20 protein-coding genes are annotated in these 20,770 nt (G+C 66.0%); 10 read left to right on the top strand and 10 right to left on the bottom strand.

The genetic code is table 11. The features are described 5' to 3' along the window. Positions 1 to 8 precede the first annotated feature (8 nt). Positions 9 to 1,178 (bottom strand): glycosyltransferase family 4 protein, encoded by a 1,170-nt coding sequence (locus AC5RW2_RS14660; RefSeq protein ID WP_493963340.1) that lies wholly within the window; start codon positions 1,176 to 1,178, stop codon positions 9 to 11. Positions 1,179 to 1,279: 101 nt separating this feature from the next. Here AC5RW2_RS14660 and AC5RW2_RS14665 point away from each other — a divergent pair, with 101 nt between their 5' ends. The 4 genes from AC5RW2_RS14665 to AC5RW2_RS14680 all read left to right on the top strand — a co-directional run bounded on the left by AC5RW2_RS14665 (position 1,280) and on the right by AC5RW2_RS14680 (position 5,440). After that, positions 1,280 to 2,026: a sulfite exporter TauE/SafE family protein gene (locus AC5RW2_RS14665; RefSeq protein ID WP_493963493.1), complete on the top strand. Its 747-nt coding sequence runs from the start codon at positions 1,280 to 1,282 to the stop codon at positions 2,024 to 2,026. 107 nt (positions 2,027 to 2,133) lie between these two features. After that, on the top strand, positions 2,134 to 2,262 hold the full coding sequence (locus AC5RW2_RS14670) for a hypothetical protein (protein ID WP_493941186.1): 129 nt from the start codon (positions 2,134 to 2,136) through the stop codon (positions 2,260 to 2,262). Between the two features lie 395 nt (positions 2,263 to 2,657). Then, entirely contained in the window at positions 2,658 to 3,989 is a 1,332-nt protein-coding gene (locus AC5RW2_RS14675) for an FAD-binding oxidoreductase (protein ID WP_493963341.1), read from the top strand. A gap of 149 nt (positions 3,990 to 4,138) precedes the next feature. Further along, positions 4,139 to 5,440 carry a cell division protein PerM gene (locus tag AC5RW2_RS14680; RefSeq protein WP_493963342.1) on the top strand — a complete coding sequence of 434 codons (1,302 nt, stop codon included), beginning with the start codon at positions 4,139 to 4,141 and terminating at the stop codon, positions 5,438 to 5,440. Between the two features lies 1 nt (position 5,441). Here AC5RW2_RS14680 and AC5RW2_RS14685 read toward each other — a convergent pair whose 3' ends face one another. Continuing rightward, positions 5,442 to 5,852, bottom strand: a complete 411-nt coding sequence (locus tag AC5RW2_RS14685) for a hypothetical protein (RefSeq protein ID WP_493950892.1) — start codon at positions 5,850 to 5,852, stop codon at positions 5,442 to 5,444. A 40-nt stretch (positions 5,853 to 5,892) separates the two neighbouring features. Here AC5RW2_RS14685 and purN point away from each other — a divergent pair, with 40 nt between their 5' ends. The 4 genes from purN (at position 5,893) to AC5RW2_RS14705 (ending at position 9,006) form a co-directional block, all read left to right on the top strand. Continuing rightward, on the top strand, positions 5,893 to 6,450 hold the full coding sequence (gene purN, locus AC5RW2_RS14690; protein ID WP_493963343.1) for a phosphoribosylglycinamide formyltransferase: 558 nt from the start codon (positions 5,893 to 5,895) through the stop codon (positions 6,448 to 6,450). Between the two features lie 213 nt (positions 6,451 to 6,663). Further along, on the top strand, positions 6,664 to 7,320 hold the full coding sequence (locus AC5RW2_RS14695) for a DUF6318 family protein (RefSeq protein ID WP_493963344.1): 657 nt from the start codon (positions 6,664 to 6,666) through the stop codon (positions 7,318 to 7,320). A gap of 92 nt (positions 7,321 to 7,412) precedes the next feature. Further along, complete coding sequence (locus AC5RW2_RS14700; RefSeq protein ID WP_493963345.1) at positions 7,413 to 8,264, top strand: hypothetical protein; 852 nt, start codon at positions 7,413 to 7,415, stop codon at positions 8,262 to 8,264. A gap of 148 nt (positions 8,265 to 8,412) precedes the next feature. Beyond that, positions 8,413 to 9,006, top strand: coding sequence for a DUF6318 family protein (locus tag AC5RW2_RS14705; RefSeq protein ID WP_493963346.1), 594 nt, complete (start codon positions 8,413 to 8,415; stop codon positions 9,004 to 9,006). 83 nt (positions 9,007 to 9,089) lie between these two features. On the opposite strand, the gene AC5RW2_RS14710 is transcribed toward AC5RW2_RS14705, so the two are convergent. The 8 genes from AC5RW2_RS14710 to AC5RW2_RS14745 form a co-directional block, all read right to left on the bottom strand. Then, positions 9,090 to 10,442, bottom strand: coding sequence for an MFS transporter (locus tag AC5RW2_RS14710; RefSeq protein WP_493963347.1), 1,353 nt, complete (start codon positions 10,440 to 10,442; stop codon positions 9,090 to 9,092). Positions 10,443 to 10,506: 64 nt separating this feature from the next. Further along, the gene (locus AC5RW2_RS14715; RefSeq protein WP_493963348.1) at positions 10,507 to 11,352 is read right to left on the bottom strand and encodes a helix-hairpin-helix domain-containing protein; all 846 of its coding nucleotides are present in this window, start codon (positions 11,350 to 11,352) and stop codon (positions 10,507 to 10,509) included. Further along, on the bottom strand, positions 11,352 to 12,182 hold the full coding sequence (locus AC5RW2_RS14720; protein ID WP_493963349.1) for a ComEA family DNA-binding protein: 831 nt from the start codon (positions 12,180 to 12,182) through the stop codon (positions 11,352 to 11,354). The genes AC5RW2_RS14715 and AC5RW2_RS14720 overlap by 1 nt, the downstream gene beginning before the upstream one ends. Beyond that, entirely contained in the window at positions 12,169 to 12,651 is a 483-nt protein-coding gene (locus AC5RW2_RS14725) for a hypothetical protein (RefSeq protein WP_493963350.1), read from the bottom strand. Before AC5RW2_RS14725 ends, AC5RW2_RS14720 begins: the two co-directional genes overlap by 14 nt. Continuing rightward, positions 12,648 to 13,511 (bottom strand): 4Fe-4S single cluster domain-containing protein, encoded by an 864-nt coding sequence (locus AC5RW2_RS14730; protein WP_493963351.1) that lies wholly within the window; start codon positions 13,509 to 13,511, stop codon positions 12,648 to 12,650. The genes AC5RW2_RS14725 and AC5RW2_RS14730 overlap by 4 nt, the downstream gene beginning before the upstream one ends. Beyond that, positions 13,495 to 13,704: a DUF2997 domain-containing protein gene (locus AC5RW2_RS14735; RefSeq protein ID WP_493950882.1), complete on the bottom strand. Its 210-nt coding sequence runs from the start codon at positions 13,702 to 13,704 to the stop codon at positions 13,495 to 13,497. The genes AC5RW2_RS14730 and AC5RW2_RS14735 overlap by 17 nt, the downstream gene beginning before the upstream one ends. A 27-nt stretch (positions 13,705 to 13,731) precedes the next feature. After that, positions 13,732 to 15,378, bottom strand: coding sequence for an AAA family ATPase (locus AC5RW2_RS14740; protein WP_493963352.1), 1,647 nt, complete (start codon positions 15,376 to 15,378; stop codon positions 13,732 to 13,734). A gap of 68 nt (positions 15,379 to 15,446) precedes the next feature. Next, complete coding sequence (locus AC5RW2_RS14745) at positions 15,447 to 16,277, bottom strand: hypothetical protein (RefSeq protein ID WP_493963353.1); 831 nt, start codon at positions 16,275 to 16,277, stop codon at positions 15,447 to 15,449. A gap of 131 nt (positions 16,278 to 16,408) precedes the next feature. Here AC5RW2_RS14745 and purH point away from each other — a divergent pair, with 131 nt between their 5' ends. Both purH and AC5RW2_RS14755 read left to right on the top strand, forming a co-directional pair. Further along, the gene (gene purH / locus AC5RW2_RS14750; protein ID WP_493963354.1) at positions 16,409 to 18,094 is read left to right on the top strand and encodes a bifunctional phosphoribosylaminoimidazolecarboxamide formyltransferase/IMP cyclohydrolase; all 1,686 of its coding nucleotides are present in this window, start codon (positions 16,409 to 16,411) and stop codon (positions 18,092 to 18,094) included. A gap of 405 nt (positions 18,095 to 18,499) precedes the next feature. After that, on the top strand, positions 18,500 to 20,770 hold a 2,271-nt coding region (locus AC5RW2_RS14755; protein WP_494074089.1), incomplete at its 3' end, for an NADP-dependent isocitrate dehydrogenase.

A 20,770-nucleotide genomic window follows, 5' to 3' on the forward strand; every position in this document is an offset into this window, starting at 1 on the left:
GAAGGCATTCACCCGGCCAGGAAACCCAGCACGCCCCGTGCTTCCAGGTTCAGCTCCCGGCGCTTGACCCTGACGGCAAGCCGGTAATAGTCCACCAGTTGTTCGCAGAGCACCGGCCAGGTGCGGCCTTGCACCGAGCGATGAGCCGCCTCGCCCAGTGCCCGGCGTTTGGTGTCGTCGCCCGTCAGATCCCGGACGTACTCGCGCAGTTCGTCCAGGTTCCCGGGCCGGTAGATCCAGCCGGTCCGCGAGGGGTCAACCAAATCTAGCGGGCCGCCGCGCCCTACAGCCACCACGGGCACGCCGCTGGCCATGGCCTCCTGGATGGTCTGGCAGAAGGTCTCCGATTCGCCCGGGTGCACAAAGAGGTCGAACGAAGCGACACGGCGTGCCAATTCTTCGCCGGTCTGGAAGCCGGCAAAGTGCGCGCCGGGCAATTTCGCCTGCAGTTCCTCTTTCAGCGGGCCGGAGCCGACCACCACCAGCCGGGTCCCGGGCAGATCGGCCAGCACGGCCAGGTCTGCCACCTGCTTTTCCGCCGCCAGGCGGCCCACGTAGCCGATGATCCGTTCGCCGTTGGGCGCTACGGAAGCCCGCCAATCGGCGTCGTACTTATCCGGGTGGAACCGGCTGGTGTCCACCCCGCGCCGCCACAGGTGGACCCGGATGCCGCGGCTGCGCAGTTGCTCCATGGCGAACGACGACGGCGCCAACGTCAACGTGGACGCGTTGTGGATGCTCTCCACGCGCTGCCAGAGCAGTTCCTGCAGCCAAGGCGCACCGTAGCGGGCCGCATAGGCGGGGACTTCGGTCTGGTAAACGGAGACGGTGGGCAGGCCGAGCTGCTGTGCTGCCTGCACCGCGCGCCAGCCCAAGATGAAGGGGGAGGCCACATGGACCACGTCCGGCCGGAAGTTGGCCAGCACCCGGCGGATGCGTGCCACGGTTCCGGCCGCCACACGCACATTCGGGTAGCCGCGCAGCGGGATGGACGGCAGCCGGTAGACGGGGTAGCCCTCCACCGTCGCCGGTGCGGTGTCCTCCAGCCACGACGACGTCGGTGCCACCACCAGGACGTCGTCGCCCCGGCGCCGCAAGTGGGCGATGACTTGCAGCAGTGAATGGGTGACCCCGTTCATATGCGGCAGGAACGATTCGGCGACGATAGCAATCCTCACGCCATCCACCCTGCCGGCGCCCGGCAACGCGCAGGCGAGCAGGTGTGATCGTGTCGGTGAACGGCTGTCGAACTCCACTATGGCAGGGTGGTCGGGTGACCATGGGACTCCTGGCGCTGATCACGGGCGCGATCTTTTTCGGCTCGGTGGCCCAGCGCATTGCCGGCATCGGGTTCGCCCTGCTGGTGGCGCCGATCCTGGCCATCTTGCTGGGGCCGCACGAGGGCATCATGATGATCAACATCTGCGCAGTGATCTCCTGCGGGCTGATTGTGCCCCGGGTGTGGCGGCAGATTAACTGGAACCTGCTGCTGTGGCTGTCCGTTCCCGCCGCCGCCGGTACGGTCTTCGGCTCTTGGCTTGCGGTCCAGGTCCCGCCCGCCGTGCTGTCCACCGTGGTGGGCGCAGTCGTGATGGCCGGGCTGGCCGTCGCGGTGGTGCTGGGCCGTGCGCAGGTCAGCGTGTCCGGGCAGGCGCCGAAGGCGCTCGCCGGGCTCGGGTCGGGACTGACCAACGCGCTCGCCGGGGTGGGCGGTCCGACCGTGAGCGCCTACGCCATCCTGTCCCATTGGCCTCCGCGACCGTTCGCGGCAACGCTGCAGCCGTTCTTCCTGCAACTGTGCCTCATCACCGTGGGCGTGAAGCTGGCGGTGGACCCCGGCAGCGTGCCGCACCTGGCATGGTGGATGTGGGCGGTCATTGCGTTGGCGATCATCCTGGGCATTTTCGCCGGCGAGCGAATCGGCCGGCGGCTGCGGGACGAGCATGCCCGGGCCGCGGTGGTGGTTCTTGCCTTTCTGGGAGCGGCCGGCGCGTTGGCCAAGGGACTGGCGGATCTACTGGCCTGAGTACCCCGCCTTTCTCGCATTTTCGCTCCACAAACAAGGGCTGGCTTTAATTTCTAAAGCAGGTATGGTCTGTAGCAAGACATCCCGCTTGAGAAAGAGGAGCAAGAATGTCCGGAAAAACACCTGCGCGCGAAAGCGCCAAAAAGCAAGGCCGAAGCATTAAAGAAAAGCGTGCCGAAAAGCGCGAAAAGGCGAACTTGGAGAGCGAAGCCATTCCCAAGCGCCGGAAGCGTTAGCACGCCGGCCCCACTGCCGTCCGTGGAAACAGCGGCCCAGTTGCGGGGTTTGATGTTTCGAGGTGGCATGAGCCGAGGGTGCCGATAGAACCGTGGTTGCACGGTTCCTGCTGACTGGCGGAGCCACGGAAAGAGTCCGCGGAATTAGTCTTCCTGCGTTGAATTTCCGTTGAGTGAATATCCGCCTGCGGGGCGGCCGGATGATTTCATCGTCATCCGGCCGCCCATTCCATTTCTTGATTGGCAGCTTTCCTGTCGACGCACACGAACGCGTTGTGGTTTCCGGAACGCGACGAACAGCTATTCCGGCTTGGCGGCCCAGAAGTCTGGCGTGTCGCCGGTGAGCGGCGTACGGTTTTTCTTGCTGGGGGTCCAAACGTGGAGAGGACAGTGCCATGGAATGGATCCGGCCGGAGGACTCCGGCTACGACGAGACCCGGAAACTTTTCAACGCGATGATTGACCGGCGGCCGGCCGTCATTGCCCGGTGCAGCAACCCGGACGACGTGGGGGAGGCCCTGCGGTACGCCAGTACCCACGGCCTGCAGGTGGCCGTGCGGTCCGGCGGGCATTCGGTGGCGGGCATGTCGACGAACGATGGCGGACTGGTCATCGACGTCCGTCCGATGAAGGCGGTGGCCGTGGACCCGGAGGCCCGGACCGCCACAGTGGGCGGCGGGGTGACCTGGGGCGAATTTGACCGTGCGGCCCAACCCTATGGACTGGCGGTCACCGGCGGTCGGGTCTCTACCACAGGCGTCGCCGGCTTCACGCTCGGCGGCGGGTCCGGGTGGATGGAACGGAGCTGGGGCCTGGCTTGCGACAACCTCGTCTCGGTGGACTTGGTAACCGCTGCCGGCGATCTGGTCACCGCGAGCGAGCGGGAAAACCCGGACCTGTTCTGGGCACTGCATGGCGGCGGCGGAAACTTTGGCGTGGCGGTCTCGATGACTTTCCGGATGTATGAGGTCGGCGAGCAGAGCTTGTCCGGCCTGATGCTGTGGCCCGCCGAAGCCGCCCCCGAGGTGGCCCGTGCGTACCGCGACTTCGCACCGGATGCGCCCATGGGCGTGGGAATTGCTCTGGCATCCGTGATCGCCCCTCCGGAGGAGTTCGTCCCGGCCGACCTGCAGAACACGCCCGCGATCGGCGTCGTCTTTGTCCACGCAGGAGACCAGGAAACCGGCGAGGCAGCGCTCTCGACCGTGCGCAGCTGGGGGCCATCAGCGGACGTCGTGGCGCCGCGGCCGTACGCGGAGTTCCAATCGATGCTCGACGATCAGCCGGACCAGTTCAATTATTGGACCGCCGATTACCATGACGAATTTCCGGACCCGGCGCTCGATGTTTTCCTGCACTACGGTGCCAACTTGCCGCACCCGTCGTCGCAGTTGCTGCTGCTGCCGTGGGGAGGTGCCGTGGCCACAGTGGACGACACGACCACCCCTATGGTCCGGCGGGATGCCGCCTGGGTCAGCCATCCGTTCGCGCTCTGGCAGGACCCGGCGCAAACGGAGGCAGCCATCGAGTGGGCCAGGGGTTTCCGCCGGGAGATTTCCGACTATGCCACCGGCGGGGCGTACCTCAACTTCATCGGCCACGAAGGCCAAGACCGGATCAAGGCGGCCTTCGGCGAGGAGAACTACAACAGGCTGGCCAAGATCAAGCGCGAGTACGATCCGTTGAATGTCTTCCGCGGCAACCAAAACATAGAACCCGCAGCCTGAGACCCCCAGAGGGGACCTGGGAACGTGAGCCGGGTTCCGCCGTCGTTCTCTAAGAGAGCACGACGGCGGTGCGCCACCGCCGTGTGCCGATGGCCACGGCGCCGAGTCGCTGAGCCGGCAGGGGCAACCTGACTGGCACCATAGAAGCAATGAAACTCACGTCGCGACCGGGCGGTCAGGCCGGACTGCCGATGCCCCTGTGGCTGCAGGGTGCCTTCGAGTTCTTCCAGTGCGCCTTGCTCTCGGCCATCCTGGTCCTGCTGCCGTTGGTGGGCGTGTGGTTTGCCGACGGTTTCGACGACCGCACTTTCGATTCGCTGGCCCGGCTCGGCGGCCAGGCTTGGCTGCTCATCCACGGCGTTCCGCTGGAACTGGCCATCCAAACCGGAGCCAGCTCGGCTGAAACGCTGCGCGGAACGTTGTCGCTGGTGCCGCTGGGCCTCGCGCTCATCCCGTTCTTCCTGTCCTGGCGGGCCGGACGGCGGTTGGCCCGGGCCTCCTACACGGACCAACTGTGGCAGGCGCTGGGCGGCGCCCTCGGAACCTACGCTGCCGTGGGCGCAGCTACCGCCTATCTGGTGCGGACCGACGAAGTGGAAATTTCCGTGCTGGCGGGGGCTCTGATTCCGCTGCTGCCGGCGGGGGCTGGGCTGATCGTGGGCGCCTACCGGGAAGCCGGGTCCTGGGCGCGGTTGATCGGCGTCGATGCGGCCGCGTGGGTGGCCCGCACCAGTCAGCATTCCCGCTGGGCCGGTTCCTACGTGTGGGCCGGCGTCCGTGCCGGGCTGCTGGCGGTGACCGCTGCCGTGGCGCTCTCGGCCCTGCTGCTGGCAGTGGACCTGGGCCTGCACTGGGCCGAAGTCGTGGAAATCTACGAACAGCTCAGCCCGGGCATCATTGGCGGCGTCGTGCTGACGGTGGCCCAGCTGGGACTCGTGCCCAACTTCGTTGTTTGGGCGCTGTCATGGTCCTCCGGGGCTGGCTTCGCCATCGGCTCCGGCAGTTCCATTGGGCCGCTGGCCACCACGGTGGGTCCCATGCCCGCCTTGCCGGTGTTGGGTGCGCTGCCGTCCGGTGAGCTGACCTATGGGCTGGCAGCCCTGGCCGTGCCGGTAGTGGCCGGCGTGCTGGCCGGCTGGTGGTTCCTGCGCGAGGGCGAGAACCACTTCGACGAGTGGCTCTCCATCAAGATCCGGGCCCGCTGGTTCACAGCCTCCGCGTCCACGCTGCTTCTGGGACTGTTCATCGGGGCCGTCGCCGGAGCAGCGGCCGCCGCGCTGGTGTGGCTGTCCAACGGTTCGCTAGGTATCGGCCGGCTGACCGAGATCGGGCCGGATCCCCTGTGGACCGCGCTGTGGGTTGCCGGCGAAGTCGCGCTCGGCACCATGATTGGCCACGCCGTTGCCCCGTGGCTGGAACGCGAACCGGCCAAGGCCCGCAGCCGGAAGTGAACTACGGGTTGAACATGCCGGTCAGGTTCAGCAGCTTGTCCTCATAAGTGCCCAGGCATGCTTCGCGGGCCGACTGAGTGACCGCCAACTGGTTGCAGTCTTCGAAGGCCGCAGTCAAAGGCCAGAACAGCACCTGCGCCAGTGTGGTCAGCAGGAAGAACGCACCGGCAGCGATGCCCAGTACATAGGTGATGCGCAGCGAGCCAGGCAGCCCCGCGCGCACCGCTTTGACCAGCCCGATCACAGCCACCACGATGCTTGCCGCGGCCAGTGCCGGAGCCACCGCCTTCCACGGAAGCGGAAGGGCCGTTGCTAAGAAGGTGGAAGCCAGCAACAGCAGCAGCACACGGACGAAGAGCCCCGCCGACTTGATCTGTTCCTCGGTCGGCTCCGGGCGCGTGGTCTGCTGCATGGATTAAGCCTAGGCGAGAGGGACGCATAAAGTTGATTCCATGCGTTTAGTGGTCCTCGTTTCCGGCTCCGGTACCAACCTTCAGGCCGTCATTGACGCCGTCAGCGACGGCCGGCTTGATGCCGAGATCGCCGCGGTCGGCAGCGACGTTCCCGGCTGCCGCGGGCTGGAACGCGCCACAGAGGCGGGGATCCAGGCCTTCACCGTCGCTCCCGCCGGCTTCGCCACACGGCCCGAATGGAACCGTGCCTTGGAAAAAGCCGTTGCGGCCTACAATCCGGACGTGGTGCTGCTGGCAGGGTTCATGCGCATCCTTGACGCCGAATTCGTCGCCCGCTTCGAGGGGCGTCTGGTCAACACCCACCCGGCTCTGCTGCCGTCCTTCCCGGGCGCCCACGGCGTCCGCGATGCCATGGCCCACGGCGTCAAGATCACCGGCGTGACCGTGCATCTGGTGGACTCGGGCGTTGACACCGGCCCCATTCTTGCCCAAGCGGCAGTGCCCGTGCTCGACGACGACACCGAAGAATCGCTGCACGAACGGATCAAGGTCGAGGAACGCCGGCTCCTCGTGGAGACACTCGCCAGTTTCGCCTAGGCTCCGTTGAACAACGACGCCGGTGCTCGCCAAGGGGCGTCGGTCCGGCTTTCCTGCGCCTAAACACGCGCTATTTACGTGCTGCTGTCAAGGGCAGCGAATGCTTTCGACCCGCTGCAGATCAAACCTGTGGAAAACCTCCGCATCCTTCGATGCGTCTGGCTAGACTGACTCGCACTAAGCGTCCAGCCCGTCCAGCCCCCGGGGGTCTGAGTGAGCCAGCAGCCAACACTCATAGCTACAACGCGCGCCCGAATCACCATTCTCTTCATCACCGCGGCAGCCCTCGCCCTCTCTGCCTGCACCGGACCAGCCGGCGCCGAGCCATCAGCCAGCCCCGCGCCCGCAGCTTCGGCATCAGCCACTCAAAGTCTCGAACCAGCTTCTACATACAAACCAGCGTCCGAAGACGGGCCGGCAGAAAACGTTCCAGTTCCCGAGATGCCAAGTGAAGCATCGCTGAAATCCCAGCAAGGATTGGAAGCATTTATCCCATACTGGTTTGAGGCGGTTTCATACGCGTACGAGACCGGTGACTTGGAAAAGGTCACGTCGATTACAGGTCCCGACTGCGCGCTGTGTGACGCGGTGTTTGACGACATCAAATCCTGGACAGTTGATGGGCGATGGATAGTCGGCGGTGGTCTCCAGGTGACCAAGATTGAAGACCGATATATGGAGACAACGCGTGGGGGATACGCCCCTTACGTTTTCTTTAGTCAAGAACCGCTTCTTTACTATTCCAGCGGTGCTCTCAAGGGTGAATCGGACGGTATTGCAGAGCCCGCCTTGTGGATTGCAGAAATTCAGTACATTAACGGCGGTTGGCAGATGATCGACCTTTCGCGTCCTGAAGGTGCTAGGGAATGAGACTGCAGAGACGGCGTCGACTTCTGTTTGGTACAACGTCTACTTTGACACTCCTGCTGCTGATCACAGGCGGTACCCAAGCATCTTGGTCCGTGGATTCTAACCTGCCGCCTATCGGAGGCGACTTCGAGGAGACGGACATTGTCCTGGAGTCGGAAAAAACACTTCCAGGGGCACCGCCGGAAATAAACGATCCGAATACCGTTCCCATCGGTTCGGGTTCGGTCACAGAGCCGCCACAGCGGAAGTTTGAACCGGTGTGCATCCCAAACCTTGCCGATATCTCGGTCGAATGCATTCTAGTCAATGCGAGCTGTTCTGTAGGTGCAGACGGTACGCTGATGCGCATTCTTGAAGCGCCGGCCGGCCAGAGTCCACCGCAGTGGGTGGATACGACTAGAACAATTTGCCAGTACTCAGATAGGCCTCTGGAACCCACTGCAGATGCCGGCGACGAGCTACCCACAGTGACGATCGAATTCTTTCGGCGGTTGCCGATTGCACCGTCTGGGCTGTCCGTGCAGCCTGTTCCGCACACTTTGATCGGAGCTGAAACCAACGTCTATGCAAGTCCGAATGAGCAGACGTTCAACGAGGAAATCGATGGTTTTGATGTAACTGTTCGCGCGATCCCCACCTCCTACACCTGGAGCTACGGTGATGGCTCCTCGCTGGGACCGACAAGCCAACCTGGAGGGCCGCTCCCGGCTGATCGGTTGGGTGAAAAGACGGCCACCAGTCATCGATATATGGAGACCGGAGACGTTCAGGTTTCACTGACGACCACCTACAGAGGCGAGTACTCGATCAACGGTTCGGACTGGATTGCGATCTCGGGGGAAGCACAGATAGATAGCGCTGCAGTGGGTCTCAGCGTCTGGCGGTCAGTGGTGAATAACTACGCAGACAACTGCTTGGAGAATCCGGAGGGCAGGGGTTGCTGAAGCGGTATTGAAAAGTTGTGATCTGCCACACCTGAAGCACATTTTTCAGACTATGGGCCGCATCCCGGCGATAGGGTATGTGACGGTGCTGACGCCGCTACATGCGAAGAAGTCGGCTCCCTCTCATTCCGTTATCCCAGGGGAGACCATGAAGAAGTTGTTGATGTCCGGCGCCGTGGTGACAATGGCAGCTGTTGCGCTGGTGGGCTGTGGCAGCGAGGCCGGGTCAGACAAGGCCGCAGCGAGTAACAAGCCGGTGGCGGCTACCACTGAAGCGCCGGCGCAGAACGTTCGGACGCCGGAGAAGAACGATCGGATGGCAGAGGACACAGCCCAGGGCCTGGCGTCCTTCACGTACTACTACTTTGATGCCAAGAACTACGCGATCCAGACCGGCGATGCGGCCCTGATGCGTGAAATCGCGGCCGACTGCGACAGCTGCATGGCCGAGGCAGACGCCATCGAGGCTGTTTACGCAGACGGAGGCTGGATTGTCGGCGGACAGCCGAAGGCTCAGAACGTGGTGGCGCTGGAAGAAGCCAAGGACAACAAGGGCAACCTGAGCGCCGTGGTTCCGTACATGGAAGACGGCAGCACGATCCTGGACAAGGACGGCAAGACCGTGGAGACCAAGAAATGGGATTCAGACGGAACCACCCTTACGGTAGCTGCCAATTACGCCGACGGCGCGTGGTCGATGGTGTCAGTCGAGGAGACACCGGACGCCGGGCTGCCGGAGTAAACACAGTTTCGCTGCACGCGCGCCCTTCCGCTTGATGGCGGAAGGGCGCATTTGCGTGCGCGAGCCATGCAGGTGGCCATCGGTTAGAGAAGTTCGGCGCCCCTGGTCTCGGGGGAGAAGCGCGCCATCCACAGCACGGCGAACAGTACCAGGACGCCGGCAATGGCGAACGACCAAGCCAGTCCAAGGTACGGCCACATCACCGATGCGAAGATGAGCGGGCCGAAGCCGGCTCCAACCCGGGAGAACGTCGATGCCCAGCCGAAACCCGACCCGCGCAGCTCGGTGGGGTAGAGCTCGGAGACGTAGGTATAGAGCACGGGAATAGCGATCTGCACCACCATCCCGTAGACCAACAGCAGGGCCACCACCGCCGGAGGAACGTCGATGAGGAGCGCGACGACGACGAGCGCCAGCGCCGACAGCGGGCCGGTAACGGCGAGGATCCACTTCCGCCCGGTCTTCTCGACGAAGTAGGCGGCGATGATGACGCCCACCAGTCCGACGGCGGCCATGCCGGCCGTGGTGAGGAAGGCGCGAGCTGCGGCGAATCCGGCGTCGATGAGGATGATCGGCATCCAGGTCAGGGCCAGGTAGTAGACCAGCAGGATGCTGAAGAACAAGGCCCAGGCCGCCGCCGTAATTTTCCAGTTAAATTTCCACACGGCTCTGAACTGCTCCAGCACGCTGACGGCGGACAAGCGCGGTGCTTCGCTGGCTTCAGGCAGCCGCCATTCGCCAACGGCTCCGCCGGTTCGCTCGATCATGCTGTTGATGACCTGTTTGGCTTCCGCCGTGCGGCCTCGGCTGACCAGGTAAAGCGGAGATTCGGGCACCGACCTGCGGACCCAGAAGACCAGCAGGGCGGGCAGGACCATGATCAGCATGGTGAAGCGCCAGTCGGCCACGGTGGCCATGATGATGGCCGAGACAAAACCGCAGAGCGCAGCGCCAACAGGCCACCAGCCGTCCATCGCGGTGAGGACTCGGCCGCGATGGCGGCGCGGCGTGAATTCTCCGACCAGCGCGTAGTCCACCGGTACGCAGCCGCCCAGGCCGAAGCCGGCGATGAACCGGAAGACGCAGAACCAGACAATGTCGGGCGAGAAGGCACCGAGGACCGTGAAGACCGAGAAGACCAGCAGTGTGGCGGTGAACGCCGTCTTGCGGCCGATGAGGTCGGCGATTGACCCCCAGATGAAGGCCCCAAGGGCCATGCCGATCAGGTTGGCTGTGCCGATCCAGGCTGCCTGGGCCGGTACGAGGTCCCAGTGGTCGGACAGCAGCGGGATCAGGACGCCGTTGAGCGTCACGTCCCAGGCATCGAACATGAAGCCGAGTCCGCCGAGCAGGAAAATCTTGCCTTGGACCCGCCAGCGCCAAGGCAGTTCCTGCACGACCTGGTCGCCGGTGGGCAGGGAAGCGGTCTGCGTCATTCATGGCCTTCCAACGGAGCAACTATCCCCACTCTAGCTGCGACCGCGACCGCGACCGCAGGCATCAGTAGTCCACGATCCGCCCGAACGACGGCGGTGCCTGCGGCGTACGTCCGCAGACGATGCGACCGCGCAGTCGCTGGAAGATGTGCGGCGCCAGATCCAGGGCCGCGGCGAAATCCTGTTCCGAGGTGAAGGCGCCGCGCTTCTCCCTGGCCTCGACCGCTTTCTTGGCAAGTGCCCGGGAGAATCCCGGCAGGGCTTCGAGCTCGCTGGCGGAGGCAGTATTAACGTCGACGGCTGCGGCCGCTGTGGCGGCCGCCGAAGAGGCAACACTCGTCGGATCGGTATGCAACTCGGGTAGGCTGACGGCCCCGGCGCTGGCGGGGGTGGCTGGGCGGCGCTGCGCCGCACGCGATGTTCCGGACGCCCCTGCTCTTGGTGCCTTGGCACTGTTGCGGGAACCGGCACGGCTGTGTGGCGCGGGCTTGGCGTTGGCTCCGCGGGCCCGGTCACGCGGCTGGCGCCTGCTGTTTAGTTGGCTGCCGGAGCGCGCCCGGACGGTGCGACCCGTGGTGCGGGCCGGCTGGGCAGTGGCGCGATCGCGGTCCCACTTGAAGCGCAGGTACTCGGGGTTGATGGCGACGGCGAAACTGCTCCCGGCCAGCCAGCAGGTCAGGAGCAGCCACGTGGCGATCTCCTCCTGGACGCCGACACCGTCGAGCAAGGCCAGCGCAACACCGCTGAGCGTGACGTGGACCAGGCCGAGGATCCACCACAGCGGACGCTTCGCGCGTGAACCAACCACCAGCAGGGCCGCTCCGCCAAGGAATCCAAAGGTCCCCACGGGCACCAGCAGCCACCAGCTCTGGCGGATGTTCCACCCCAGGGTGGGCTGTGCGGCTGCCATCAGTAATCCACCGACCTTCCGAAGGACACCGGCTGGGCCGGCGGGAGCTTGCAGACCAGGTGCGGACGCAATACCACCAGGTCGGGCTGGGAGATCCCCAGTGCGGCGCCGAAGTCTTCCACCGAGCGGAACGGTCCGCGTTCGTTGCGCAGCCGAACGGCCTTGCGTGCCTTGTGCCTGCTGATTCCGTTCAGTTTCTGCAACGCTGCCGCAGACGCGCTATTGACGTCCACCGGATCGGCCGCAGGCCGCGAAGACCCGGTGGCTCGGGAAACGGTGGCGCCGGCGTAGTAGTTGCTGGCATCGAAGCCGGGATCATTGAGGAACTCGGCCGTCCTGCCTGTCGGGCGCGGGGCCGGGGCTGTGCCGGAAGGGAACGCGGCAGCAGTGCGGGAGCCACGGCCGAAGATCGCCCGGGCGGTGGGACGCGCCGTCGTTGTTTCCGTCCCAACGTCCGCTGGTGTGCGGCGGATGAGGGCGGCCCAGGCAGTACCGGAGGATCGGGTAGCCAGCTCCCAGCGGTTGCGCAGCCAGGCCGGATTGACGCCCAGCGCATGCAGGGAGCTGATAGCCCACAGCAGGATGCGGGCGGTGCCGCCGGCCTCCGGGTTCATGGTCAGCGAAACCAGCAGCACCACCAGATACAGACCGGCGGCGGAGAGCCAGGCGGCGCGGCAGGCCAGCAGGCCGATGACCAGGAAGCCAACCCAGCCCAGGAACCCGGCGCCGAGCAGCGGCAGCAGCAACCACAGGCTGCCGGCCACCAGCCAGCGGACCGGCGGCCTGCCTGTCCGGCCGGTGGTGGCGGGGTAGTGGTCAGCGGCGGACATTCAGGACCATGGTGACGCTTTGGTCTTCTTCAACGGTTTCCGATGCGAGTTCCAGGCCAGCGGTGTGCGCCCGTTCGCGCAGCTTCCGGACCACCGCCTGCTGGACCCTCCGGGCATAGGCATCGTCGATGGCCTGGACGATTTCCGCCGCGCGCTGCCGGTCAACGTCCGCACCGCTGAAGTGGACCTGCCAGATGCCTTCGGCGTCGCGATCGAACACGGCCGTCGCATCCGTCCAGGCGGCCTCGATCGAATTCTCCGCGGCATGGGTGACCTGTGCCTGCGTGTCCGCCAGGGCAGCCTGCAGCAGATCCAGGTCCTTCATGCGCGTCCGCACCTGGACCTGCGGCACTGATTCAACCGCATCGGCCTTCTTCGTTTCGCGGTTCTTGGCCTTGTTGTCGATGGCGGCATTGACGGCGGCAGCTGCGGCGATGGCGGCCGGGATGAGCAGCACGGACACACTCATGGGGTTTCTCCTGGTCGGGCGCCGGCCGGGACCGGGCGGGGCATGGTGGTGGGGTCAGATGTGCGGCGGGATGTGTTGAGCCGGGAGGCAGCCGTGCGCGGAGCACCAGCCTCGTCGACGCCGGGCCGGCCCGCGCCGGGCTTGTCGGCGCGGGCGCCAAGGTCGGCCAGCAGGGCGTCCAGTTGGTCGTCGGAGGCCCAGCCGTTCAACCCGATGGTGCCGTCGGGGGCAACACGGATTTCGATCCGGTCCGGCTGGGCGCCGATGTCCTGCAGCAGGTCCCGGTAGCGGCCGGTCAGCGCGGTCAGGCCCTGGTTGGTGGAGCCGATCCACGGCCGTTGCAGGTCGGGCCGGTCCTGTAGGTAGGGCCCATCCGCCAGCAGGTCGGTGGCAGCGAGCAGGCCGGCGATGTCCTCCCGGTCGGCCGCCCAGCGCTGCAGGTCCTGGTGCAGGTAGCCGGTGAAGGTCATCACGGACAGCCCGGCCTCCCGGAAGGAGTGTGCGACGACGGCGCTGGCCGCCGCCTGTTCGAAGGGTTCACCGCCCAGCAGGGTCAGCCCTTGGGATCCGGCAGCGAGCGCTTGGTCAACGAGCCCGGCGGCGAATTCGCCGGTGGGGACAAGGGCTGCGCCGCGGTCGGCCCAGAGGTGGGGGTTGAAGCAGCCGGGGCAGCGGATGGAGCATCCTTGCAGCCAGAGCGCAGCCCGCCGGCCGGGTCCTTCGGCATCGGTGGCCGGAAGGAGCCGCGCATACCGGATGGTTCCGGCATCGGTCCGCGCCGGGACGACGCCGTTGTTGATCCGGGAGTCCGGTGCCGGTCCGGCTAGCTGCTCCGCACCGGGGCTAATCTGCCGACTCATTGTGTACGTAGTCGCTGGCGGTGACCGCGGTGCGGGTGTAGTCCTCCGTGTAGGAGCTGGAGACGGTTTCCGCTTCCAACAAGTCTTCGAGCAGCGTGATGTAATCCAGGCAGTCGCTGCCGAAGATGTTGCGGGTTTCGGCCGCCACCGCACCGTCGGGGCCGACCGTGACAATGAGTTGTTGCTGGTCCATCGCTTCTCCTTCGGAATCAGGTGCTGTCTAGAAGTCCACGGTGCGGCCGCCGCGGACCGGCTGGCCCGACGCTACGGCGGGCCGGGTATCTGGGGGTTGCTGCGGATCCGCCGGATGCCCGGAACCGGCGTCCAGGTCCTCGCTGCCGGTGGCGCCAACCGCCCGCAAGGCGGCCCATTGCCGGATGGCGCTGACTTCCTCCGCCTGGGTGATGGCCAACGGAATCATGTTGGACACGGCGCGCTGCAGGTCGGACAGGAGTACGTGGCGGTGTTCGGCGTAGGCGTCGAAGAGCGCGGCGATCACGGCCTGCTCGATCTCCGCGCCGGAGTAGTTCTCCGACGCGGCGGCGAGCTGCTCGACGGCGGCTGGATCGTTGGCAATGGCGCCCAGTTGGTTGGCCGGGGTGCTCTGGCCGGCCATCTGGATCTGCCAGATCACCCGGCGTTCGGCGTCGCTGGGCAGATCGACGAAGAAGATTTCGTCGAACCGGCCCTTGCGCATGAACTCCGGCGGCAGCCGGTCGATGTTGTTGGCGGTGGCGACGACGAACACCGGGTGGCGTTTCTCCTGCATCCAGGTCAGGAAGGACGCGAAGACCCGGGCGGAGGTGCCCGAATCTCCTTCGCCGTTGGTGCCGGCGAAGCCCTTCTCGATCTCGTCAATCCACAGGATGGCGGGGGAAATGGCTTCGGCGGTGGCGATGGCGTTGCGCATGTTCTGCTCGCTGGAGCCGACCAGCCCGGAGAAGACCCGGCCGATGTCCATGCGCAGCAGCGGCAGCCCCCAACCCGAAGCCATCGCCTTGGCAGTCAGGGACTTCCCGCAGCCGGGGACGCCCGTGATCAGCACGCCCTTGGGGGAGGGGAGGCCGAAGTCGGCGGCCGCATCCAGCCAAGAGCCCTGCCGCTTGGCCAGCCAGCGCTTGAGGTTGTTCAGTCCGCCCACCTCGTCCAGGCTGATCTTGACGTCCACATAGTCCAGCAGCCCGGACTTGCGAATGGTCTGGCGCTTTTCGTCCAGCACCACCTTCACGTCATCGGCGGTCAACTCGCCGTCGTCGACCATGGCGCGGGCGAAGGCGTTCTCTGCTTCCGCCATGGTCAGGCCCAGCGCCGCTTGGACCATGTTCTCCTGGTCGGCTTCGCTGAGCGCGACCTTGATCCGTCCGCCGTCGGAATTTTGGTTGATCATGTGGGTGAGCATGGCCTGGATCTCGGCATGGCTGGGCAGCGGAAAGTCCACCAGCGTGACGGCTTTGTCCAGCTCGGGCGGAATCCGCAGCAGCGGGGCGACAATGATCAGCACCCGCCCGGCGGTGCCCTGCCGGAAGGCGGCGGAGATCTCACGGACTTTCCGGACCACTTCAGGGTCCGCCGGGCGCTGCTCGGTGCCGAAATAGGCATGCAGGTCGAAGAAGATGAAAACGCCGGGGTCGTGCGTGCCGAGCACCCGGTCGAGGGCCCGGGCCGGGGCGGTGGTGTTGGACTGCTGGCCGTCGCCTGGAGAGATTAGCCCGCTGCTGGCATTCCAGGTCCACACCGGCCGCGGCGTGCGCAGGGCGGCGGCGCACTTGAGCACTTCGGCGTGCACGCGTGCTTCTTCGTGGCTCTCCACGTACAGCACAGGGATGCGGGCCTTGAACGCTTGGTCAAGCGTTTCGGCAAACGACATGGGTGTCTCCCCTTGAAGGAACTGAATCGGGATCTGGCTCTACTTTAGGCACAGTTCAGGCGCGGCCCTCAGCGTCCCACGCGGAAGCTCCATTGGCCGTCGGTGGTGTCCACCAGGAAATACGTCACCGGGTACGGCTGCCAGGAAAACCTAGTGGAGCTATTGCCGATCTTGTTGACCACCAGGTTCCGGCGCGATTCCTGCCAGGTATAGACCGCGATGTTGGATTCCCCCTTGTAGGTGAATTCGGCCAGCACTTCCTCGCCCTCATAGCGCACCAGCGCCGGGCCGTAGCCGGAGACCGTGCCGCCTTCCAACTCGGCGTAGGGGACCGGCCGGACCTCCAACTGCCAGTCACCTTCAGCGTCGATGGTAAGGGTGAACTCGTCCCGGGCCGGGGCCAGCAGCGCGGTGGCTGGTTCGTTCCGGTCGGCAGATTTGTAAAGGAAGTGGACCGGCCACTTCGGGTTGTCCGGGTCGTCCACCGCCACGCTGACATCGACGCCGCTGGTGACGACGACCTCGAACGGGCCGTCGTAGTCGGCTGGCCGCTGGTAGTCGATGGTGGCATCTCGGGAGCCCGAATAACTGCCCGCCCGGTCCGACCGCACCGGGGTTTCGTCCTCCGGCGCTAGCCCTGTGCTGCCGGCAGTCCCGTCAGCCCCGCCGCCCCCGTCGGCTCCGGGGACCGGCGCGCCACCTGCGCCGGCCTCGGCTGCCGGTTCAGCCGTTGCATCTGCCGGCGCAGCTGCGTCGCTGGCGGCGCCGAACAGGTGCGGCAGCAGCCGTGGCGCGGCAAAAGCCATCGTTCCGCCAAGGATCAGCAGCCCGACCAGCCACACCGCCAGTGAAAAGCGGCCGATCCGCAGTGCCGCGTCTTCCGCCGCCGGTGCTGACATGTTCTACTGTTCTCCTTCTGCTGCCTTGATGAGGTTACCCACACCGGGGGCTGGCTTCACACTCGGGGCCGGAGAGGGGCCCGGCGCTAGACTGAAAGTATCCCCGAAGCCATCCATACTTGGAGATTTGCGTGAGCTTGAAGCAGCTTGACCGTGTTCCCATCCGCCGTGCGTTGATCTCGGTGTACGACAAGACCGGGCTGGAGGAGCTGGCGCAGGGCCTGCACACCGCCGGGGTCAGCATAGTGTCTACCGGCTCGACGGCGAAGAAGATCGCCGCCGCGGGCGTTCCGGTCACCGAGGTCTCCGAGATCACCGGCTTCCCGGAATGCCTGGACGGCCGGGTGAAGACCCTGCACCCGCGTGTTCACGCCGGCATCCTGGCCGACCGCCGGCTGGACGACCACGTCCGGCAGCTCAAGGAGCTAGACGTCGAGCCGTTCGACCTGGTGGTGGTCAACCTCTACCCGTTCGTGCAGACCGTGAAGTCCGGTGCCAGCCAGGACGACGTCGTCGAACAAATCGACATTGGCGGACCCTCGATGGTGCGGGCCGCGGCGAAGAACCATCCGAGTGTGGCGGTGGTCGTCGATCCCGCCGGCTACGGCGATGTAGTAAAGGCTGCGGCGTCCGGCGGCTTCGACCTGAAGACCCGCCGCCGGCTGGCGTCTCTGGCGTTTGCGCACACCGCCGCCTATGACACCGCCGTGGCCAAGTGGACGGCCGAGCAGTTCGGCGATGACGAGGCCGACGCATCCGGCCCGGCCGAGGCGCCGAAGTTCCCGCCCTACGCCGGGCTGGCGCTGGAGCGTTCCGAGTCGCTGCGCTACGGCGAGAACCCGCACCAGCCCGCCGCACTGTATGTGGAGGCCGGCGCGGAGCCCGGCATCGCGCAGGCGGTGCAGCTGCACGGCAAGGCGATGAGCTTTAACAACTACGTCGACGCCGATGCAGCCGTGCGGGCGGCCTTCGATTTCGCCCAGCCCGCGGTTGCCGTGGTCAAGCACGCCAACCCCTGCGGCATCGCCGTCGCCTCGCCGGGCGCCGCAGATCCGATCGCCGATGCGCACGCCAAGGCGCACGCGACCGACCCGGTGTCCGCGTTCGGCGGCGTCATCGCCGCGAACCGGACCGTGACCGCGGGGATGGCCAACACCGTCAAGGACATCTTCACCGAGGTCGTCGTGGCCCCGGGCTTCGATCCGGAAGCCGTGGAGATCCTGTCACAGAAGAAGAACATCCGGCTGCTCGTCCTGCCCGAGGGCTTCGCCCGGGACACGGTCGAGTACAAGCAGGTCTCCGGCGGCATGCTGCTACAGGCCTCGGACCGGATAGATGCCGACGGCGACGATCCCGCCACCTGGACGCTGGCCGCCGGCGAGGCCGCCGACGAGGCGACGCTGGCCGATCTAACCTTCGCCTGGCACGCGGTGCGCTCCGCGAAGTCCAACGCCATCCTGGTCGCCGCCAATGGTGCGGCGGTGGGCATCGGCATGGGCCAGGTCAACAGGCTGGATTCCTGCCGGCTCGCCGTGGAGCGGGCCAACACCCTCGGCGTGGCGGTGGGTGGCGGAGCCGACGCTGCCGGGGGAGCGGCCAATGTGCAGGACGCCGGGGCACCCGAGCGGGCCCGCGGCGCCGTGGCTGCCTCCGACGCGTTCTTCCCGTTCGCCGATGGACTGCAGATCCTGATCGACGCCGGCGTCCGCGCCGTGGTGCAGCCGGGCGGATCGGTCCGCGACGAGGAAGTAGTGGCGGCGGCCCAGGCGGCCGGCATCACCATGTACTTCACCGGGGCGCGCCACTTCTTCCACTAGCAGCTGCCGTCTCCGGTGGTTTCCGCGCAGGGAACGGATCCGGGCCCAGTAGGCGGCCGCCGCGAGGGCGGGGTATATCGTCGAGGGCACCCTCCGTGGACCCTGCCCTCGACGACAAACCCTGCCCTGGCGCTTGCCGGCACAGTGCCGGGCACATAGGTTCCAGAAGAACCGGTGTGTCCGGCACCGGCGGTTAGAGCTGCTCCCGGAAGGCGGGGCACCGCCGTCGTGCCTGCGGTGGGGCTGGGGCCGCAAGCAGGCGAGGTGGGCCGCACTGCGCCTGCCCGCGGCTGTTCAGGATGAAGGATGCGCGTCTTCGACCGGGACCGATTTAGCCTCCTCGGGTAAATTGGAGGAGTTGAGTAAACACTGAAGACCCACTTTTTGCAGGGAGACGCCTCACCCATGGCCAAGATTATCTATACCCACACCGACGAAGCGCCGATGCTGGCCACGTATTCGTTCTTGCCGATCGTTGAGGCCTACGCCTCCACGGCGGGTGTGGAAGTGGAGACCCGTGACATCTCGCTCGCCGGCCGGATCATCGCCGTTTTCGGCGACTACCTCACCGCGGAGCAGCGGATCGGTGACGCCTTGGCCGAACTGGGCGAACTGGCCAAGCAGCCGGAAGCCAACATCATCAAGCTGCCGAACATCAGCGCTTCCGTGCCGCAGCTGAAGGCAGCCATCAAGGAGCTGCAGGAGCACGGCTACGCCCTGCCGGACTACCCGGACGATCCGTCCTCCGACGAAGAGAAGGACATCCGCGCCCGCTACGACAAGATCAAGGGCTCCGCGGTCAACCCGGTGCTGCGCGAGGGCAACTCCGACCGCCGCGCGCCGCTGTCGGTCAAGAACTACGCCCGCCAGAACCCGCACAGCATGGGTGCCTGGACCGCCGATTCCAAGACCAACGTGGCCACCATGGACGCCGACGACTTCCGCTCCAACGAGAAGTCTGTGGTGATGCCGGCCGACGGCAAGATCAAGATCCAGCTGGTGGCCGAGGACGGCACCGTCACGGTGCTGAAGGACTCCTTCCCGGTGCTGGCCGGCGAGGTCATCGACGGCACCGTGATGCGCGCCGCCGCCCTGGACGAGTTCCTGGCCGCCCAGGTTGCCCGGGCCAAGGAAGAAGGCGTGCTGTTCTCCGCGCACCTGAAGGCCACCATGATGAAGGTCTCCGACCCGATCATCTTCGGCCACGTGGTCAAGGCCTACTTCTCGGAGCTGTTCGAGACCTATGGCGACAAGCTGGCCGCAGCCGGCCTGAGCCCGAACAACGGGCTGGCCTCCATCCTGAACGGGCTGGACGCGCTGGATCCGGAGGACCGCAAGGGCGTCCAGGAGCTGATCAACAAGGGCCTGGACCAGGGGCCGGCCATCGCGATGGTGGACTCGGACAAGGGCATCACCAACCTGCACGTCCCCTCCGATGTGATCGTGGACGCTTCGATGCCGGCTATGATCCGCACCTCCGGCCACATGTGGGGACCGGACGGCCAGGAAGCCGACACGCTGGCCGTGCTGCCGGACAGCTCCTACGCCGGCATCTACCAAGTGGTGATCGACGACTGCCGCGCCAACGGCGCCTACGATCCGACCACCATGGGCACCGTTCCCAACGTCGGACTGATGGCCCAGGCCGCCGAGGAATACGGCAGCCACGACAAGACCTTCGAGATCCATAGCGCCGGCACCGTGCAGATTGTGGATGCGGCCGGAACCGTGCTGATCGAGCACCAGGTGTTCCCGGGCGATATCTGGCGCGCCTGCCAGACCAAGGACCTGCCCATCCGCGACTGGGTGAAGCTGGCGGTGACCCGCGCCCGCGCCAGCCAGACTCCTGCCGTGTTCTGGCTGGACGAGACCCGCGCGCACGACGCCAACCTGATCGCCAAGGTGACCGAGTACCTGAAGGACCACGACACCGAGGGCCTGCAGATCGAGATCATGTCTCCGGTGGAGGCCACCGCCTTCACCGTGGAGCGCATCCGCAAGGGCGAGGACACCATCTCGGTCTCCGGCAACGTGCTGCGCGACTACCTGACCGACCTGTTCCCGATCCTGGAACTGGGCACCAGCGCCAAGATGCTCTCCATCGTGCCGCTGATCAACGGCGGCGGCCTGTTCGAGACCGGTGCCGGCGGTTCCGCTCCGAAGCACGTCCAGCAGCTGCTGTCCGAGAACCACCTGCGCTGGGATTCGCTGGGCGAGTTCCTGGCACTGGCTGTGTCCTTCGAGCACCTGGCTACCAGCACCGACAATGCCCGTGCACAGATCCTGGCGGACACGCTGGACGCAGCCACCGGGACGTTCCTGCTGCAGAACAAGTCGCCCAAGCGCAAGGCCGGCGAACTGGACAACCGCGGCAGCCACTTCTACCTTGCCCTGTACTGGGCACAGGAGCTGGCCAAGCAGACTGCCGACGCCGAGCTGGCGGCGGCCTTCGCCGGCATTGCCTCGGAGATGGCCCAGAACGAAGAAGCCATCGTCGGCGAACTCAACGCCGTGCAGGGTTCGCCGGTGGACCTGTCCGGTTACTACCGGCCGGACGCGGCCAAGGCCGCCGAGGTCATGCGTGGTGTGTCCGTCTCTCCGACGGCAGCGATGTTCTGCGCTTTGATGATGCGGGCCAGGTTGAGCTGGGTTTGGGAAACGGTATTGGCCAGCTCT

It is taken from the genome of Arthrobacter sp. B0316-1-20, from assembly GCF_059091865.1.

Coding starts and splice junctions, on each gene's coding strand:
- AC5RW2_RS14665 (WP_493963493.1), top strand. CDS start 1,280: ATGGGACTCCTGGCGCTGATCACGGGCGCGATCTTTTTCGGCTCGGTG.
- AC5RW2_RS14670 (WP_493941186.1), top strand. CDS start 2,134: ATGTCCGGAAAAACACCTGCGCGCGAAAGCGCCAAAAAGCAAGGCCGA.
- AC5RW2_RS14675 (WP_493963341.1), top strand. CDS start 2,658: ATGGAATGGATCCGGCCGGAGGACTCCGGCTACGACGAGACCCGGAAA.
- AC5RW2_RS14680 (WP_493963342.1), top strand. CDS start 4,139: ATGAAACTCACGTCGCGACCGGGCGGTCAGGCCGGACTGCCGATGCCC.
- AC5RW2_RS14685 (WP_493950892.1), bottom strand. CDS start 5,852: ATGCAGCAGACCACGCGCCCGGAGCCGACCGAGGAACAGATCAAGTCG.
- purN (WP_493963343.1), top strand. CDS start 5,893: ATGCGTTTAGTGGTCCTCGTTTCCGGCTCCGGTACCAACCTTCAGGCC.
- AC5RW2_RS14705 (WP_493963346.1), top strand. CDS start 8,413: ATGAAGAAGTTGTTGATGTCCGGCGCCGTGGTGACAATGGCAGCTGTT.
- AC5RW2_RS14710 (WP_493963347.1), bottom strand. CDS start 10,442: ATGACGCAGACCGCTTCCCTGCCCACCGGCGACCAGGTCGTGCAGGAA.
- AC5RW2_RS14715 (WP_493963348.1), bottom strand. CDS start 11,352: ATGGCAGCCGCACAGCCCACCCTGGGGTGGAACATCCGCCAGAGCTGG.
- AC5RW2_RS14720 (WP_493963349.1), bottom strand. CDS start 12,182: ATGTCCGCCGCTGACCACTACCCCGCCACCACCGGCCGGACAGGCAGG.
- AC5RW2_RS14725 (WP_493963350.1), bottom strand. CDS start 12,651: ATGAGTGTGTCCGTGCTGCTCATCCCGGCCGCCATCGCCGCAGCTGCC.
- AC5RW2_RS14730 (WP_493963351.1), bottom strand. CDS start 13,511: ATGAGTCGGCAGATTAGCCCCGGTGCGGAGCAGCTAGCCGGACCGGCA.
- AC5RW2_RS14735 (WP_493950882.1), bottom strand. CDS start 13,704: ATGGACCAGCAACAACTCATTGTCACGGTCGGCCCCGACGGTGCGGTG.
- AC5RW2_RS14740 (WP_493963352.1), bottom strand. CDS start 15,378: ATGTCGTTTGCCGAAACGCTTGACCAAGCGTTCAAGGCCCGCATCCCT.
- AC5RW2_RS14745 (WP_493963353.1), bottom strand. CDS start 16,277: ATGTCAGCACCGGCGGCGGAAGACGCGGCACTGCGGATCGGCCGCTTT.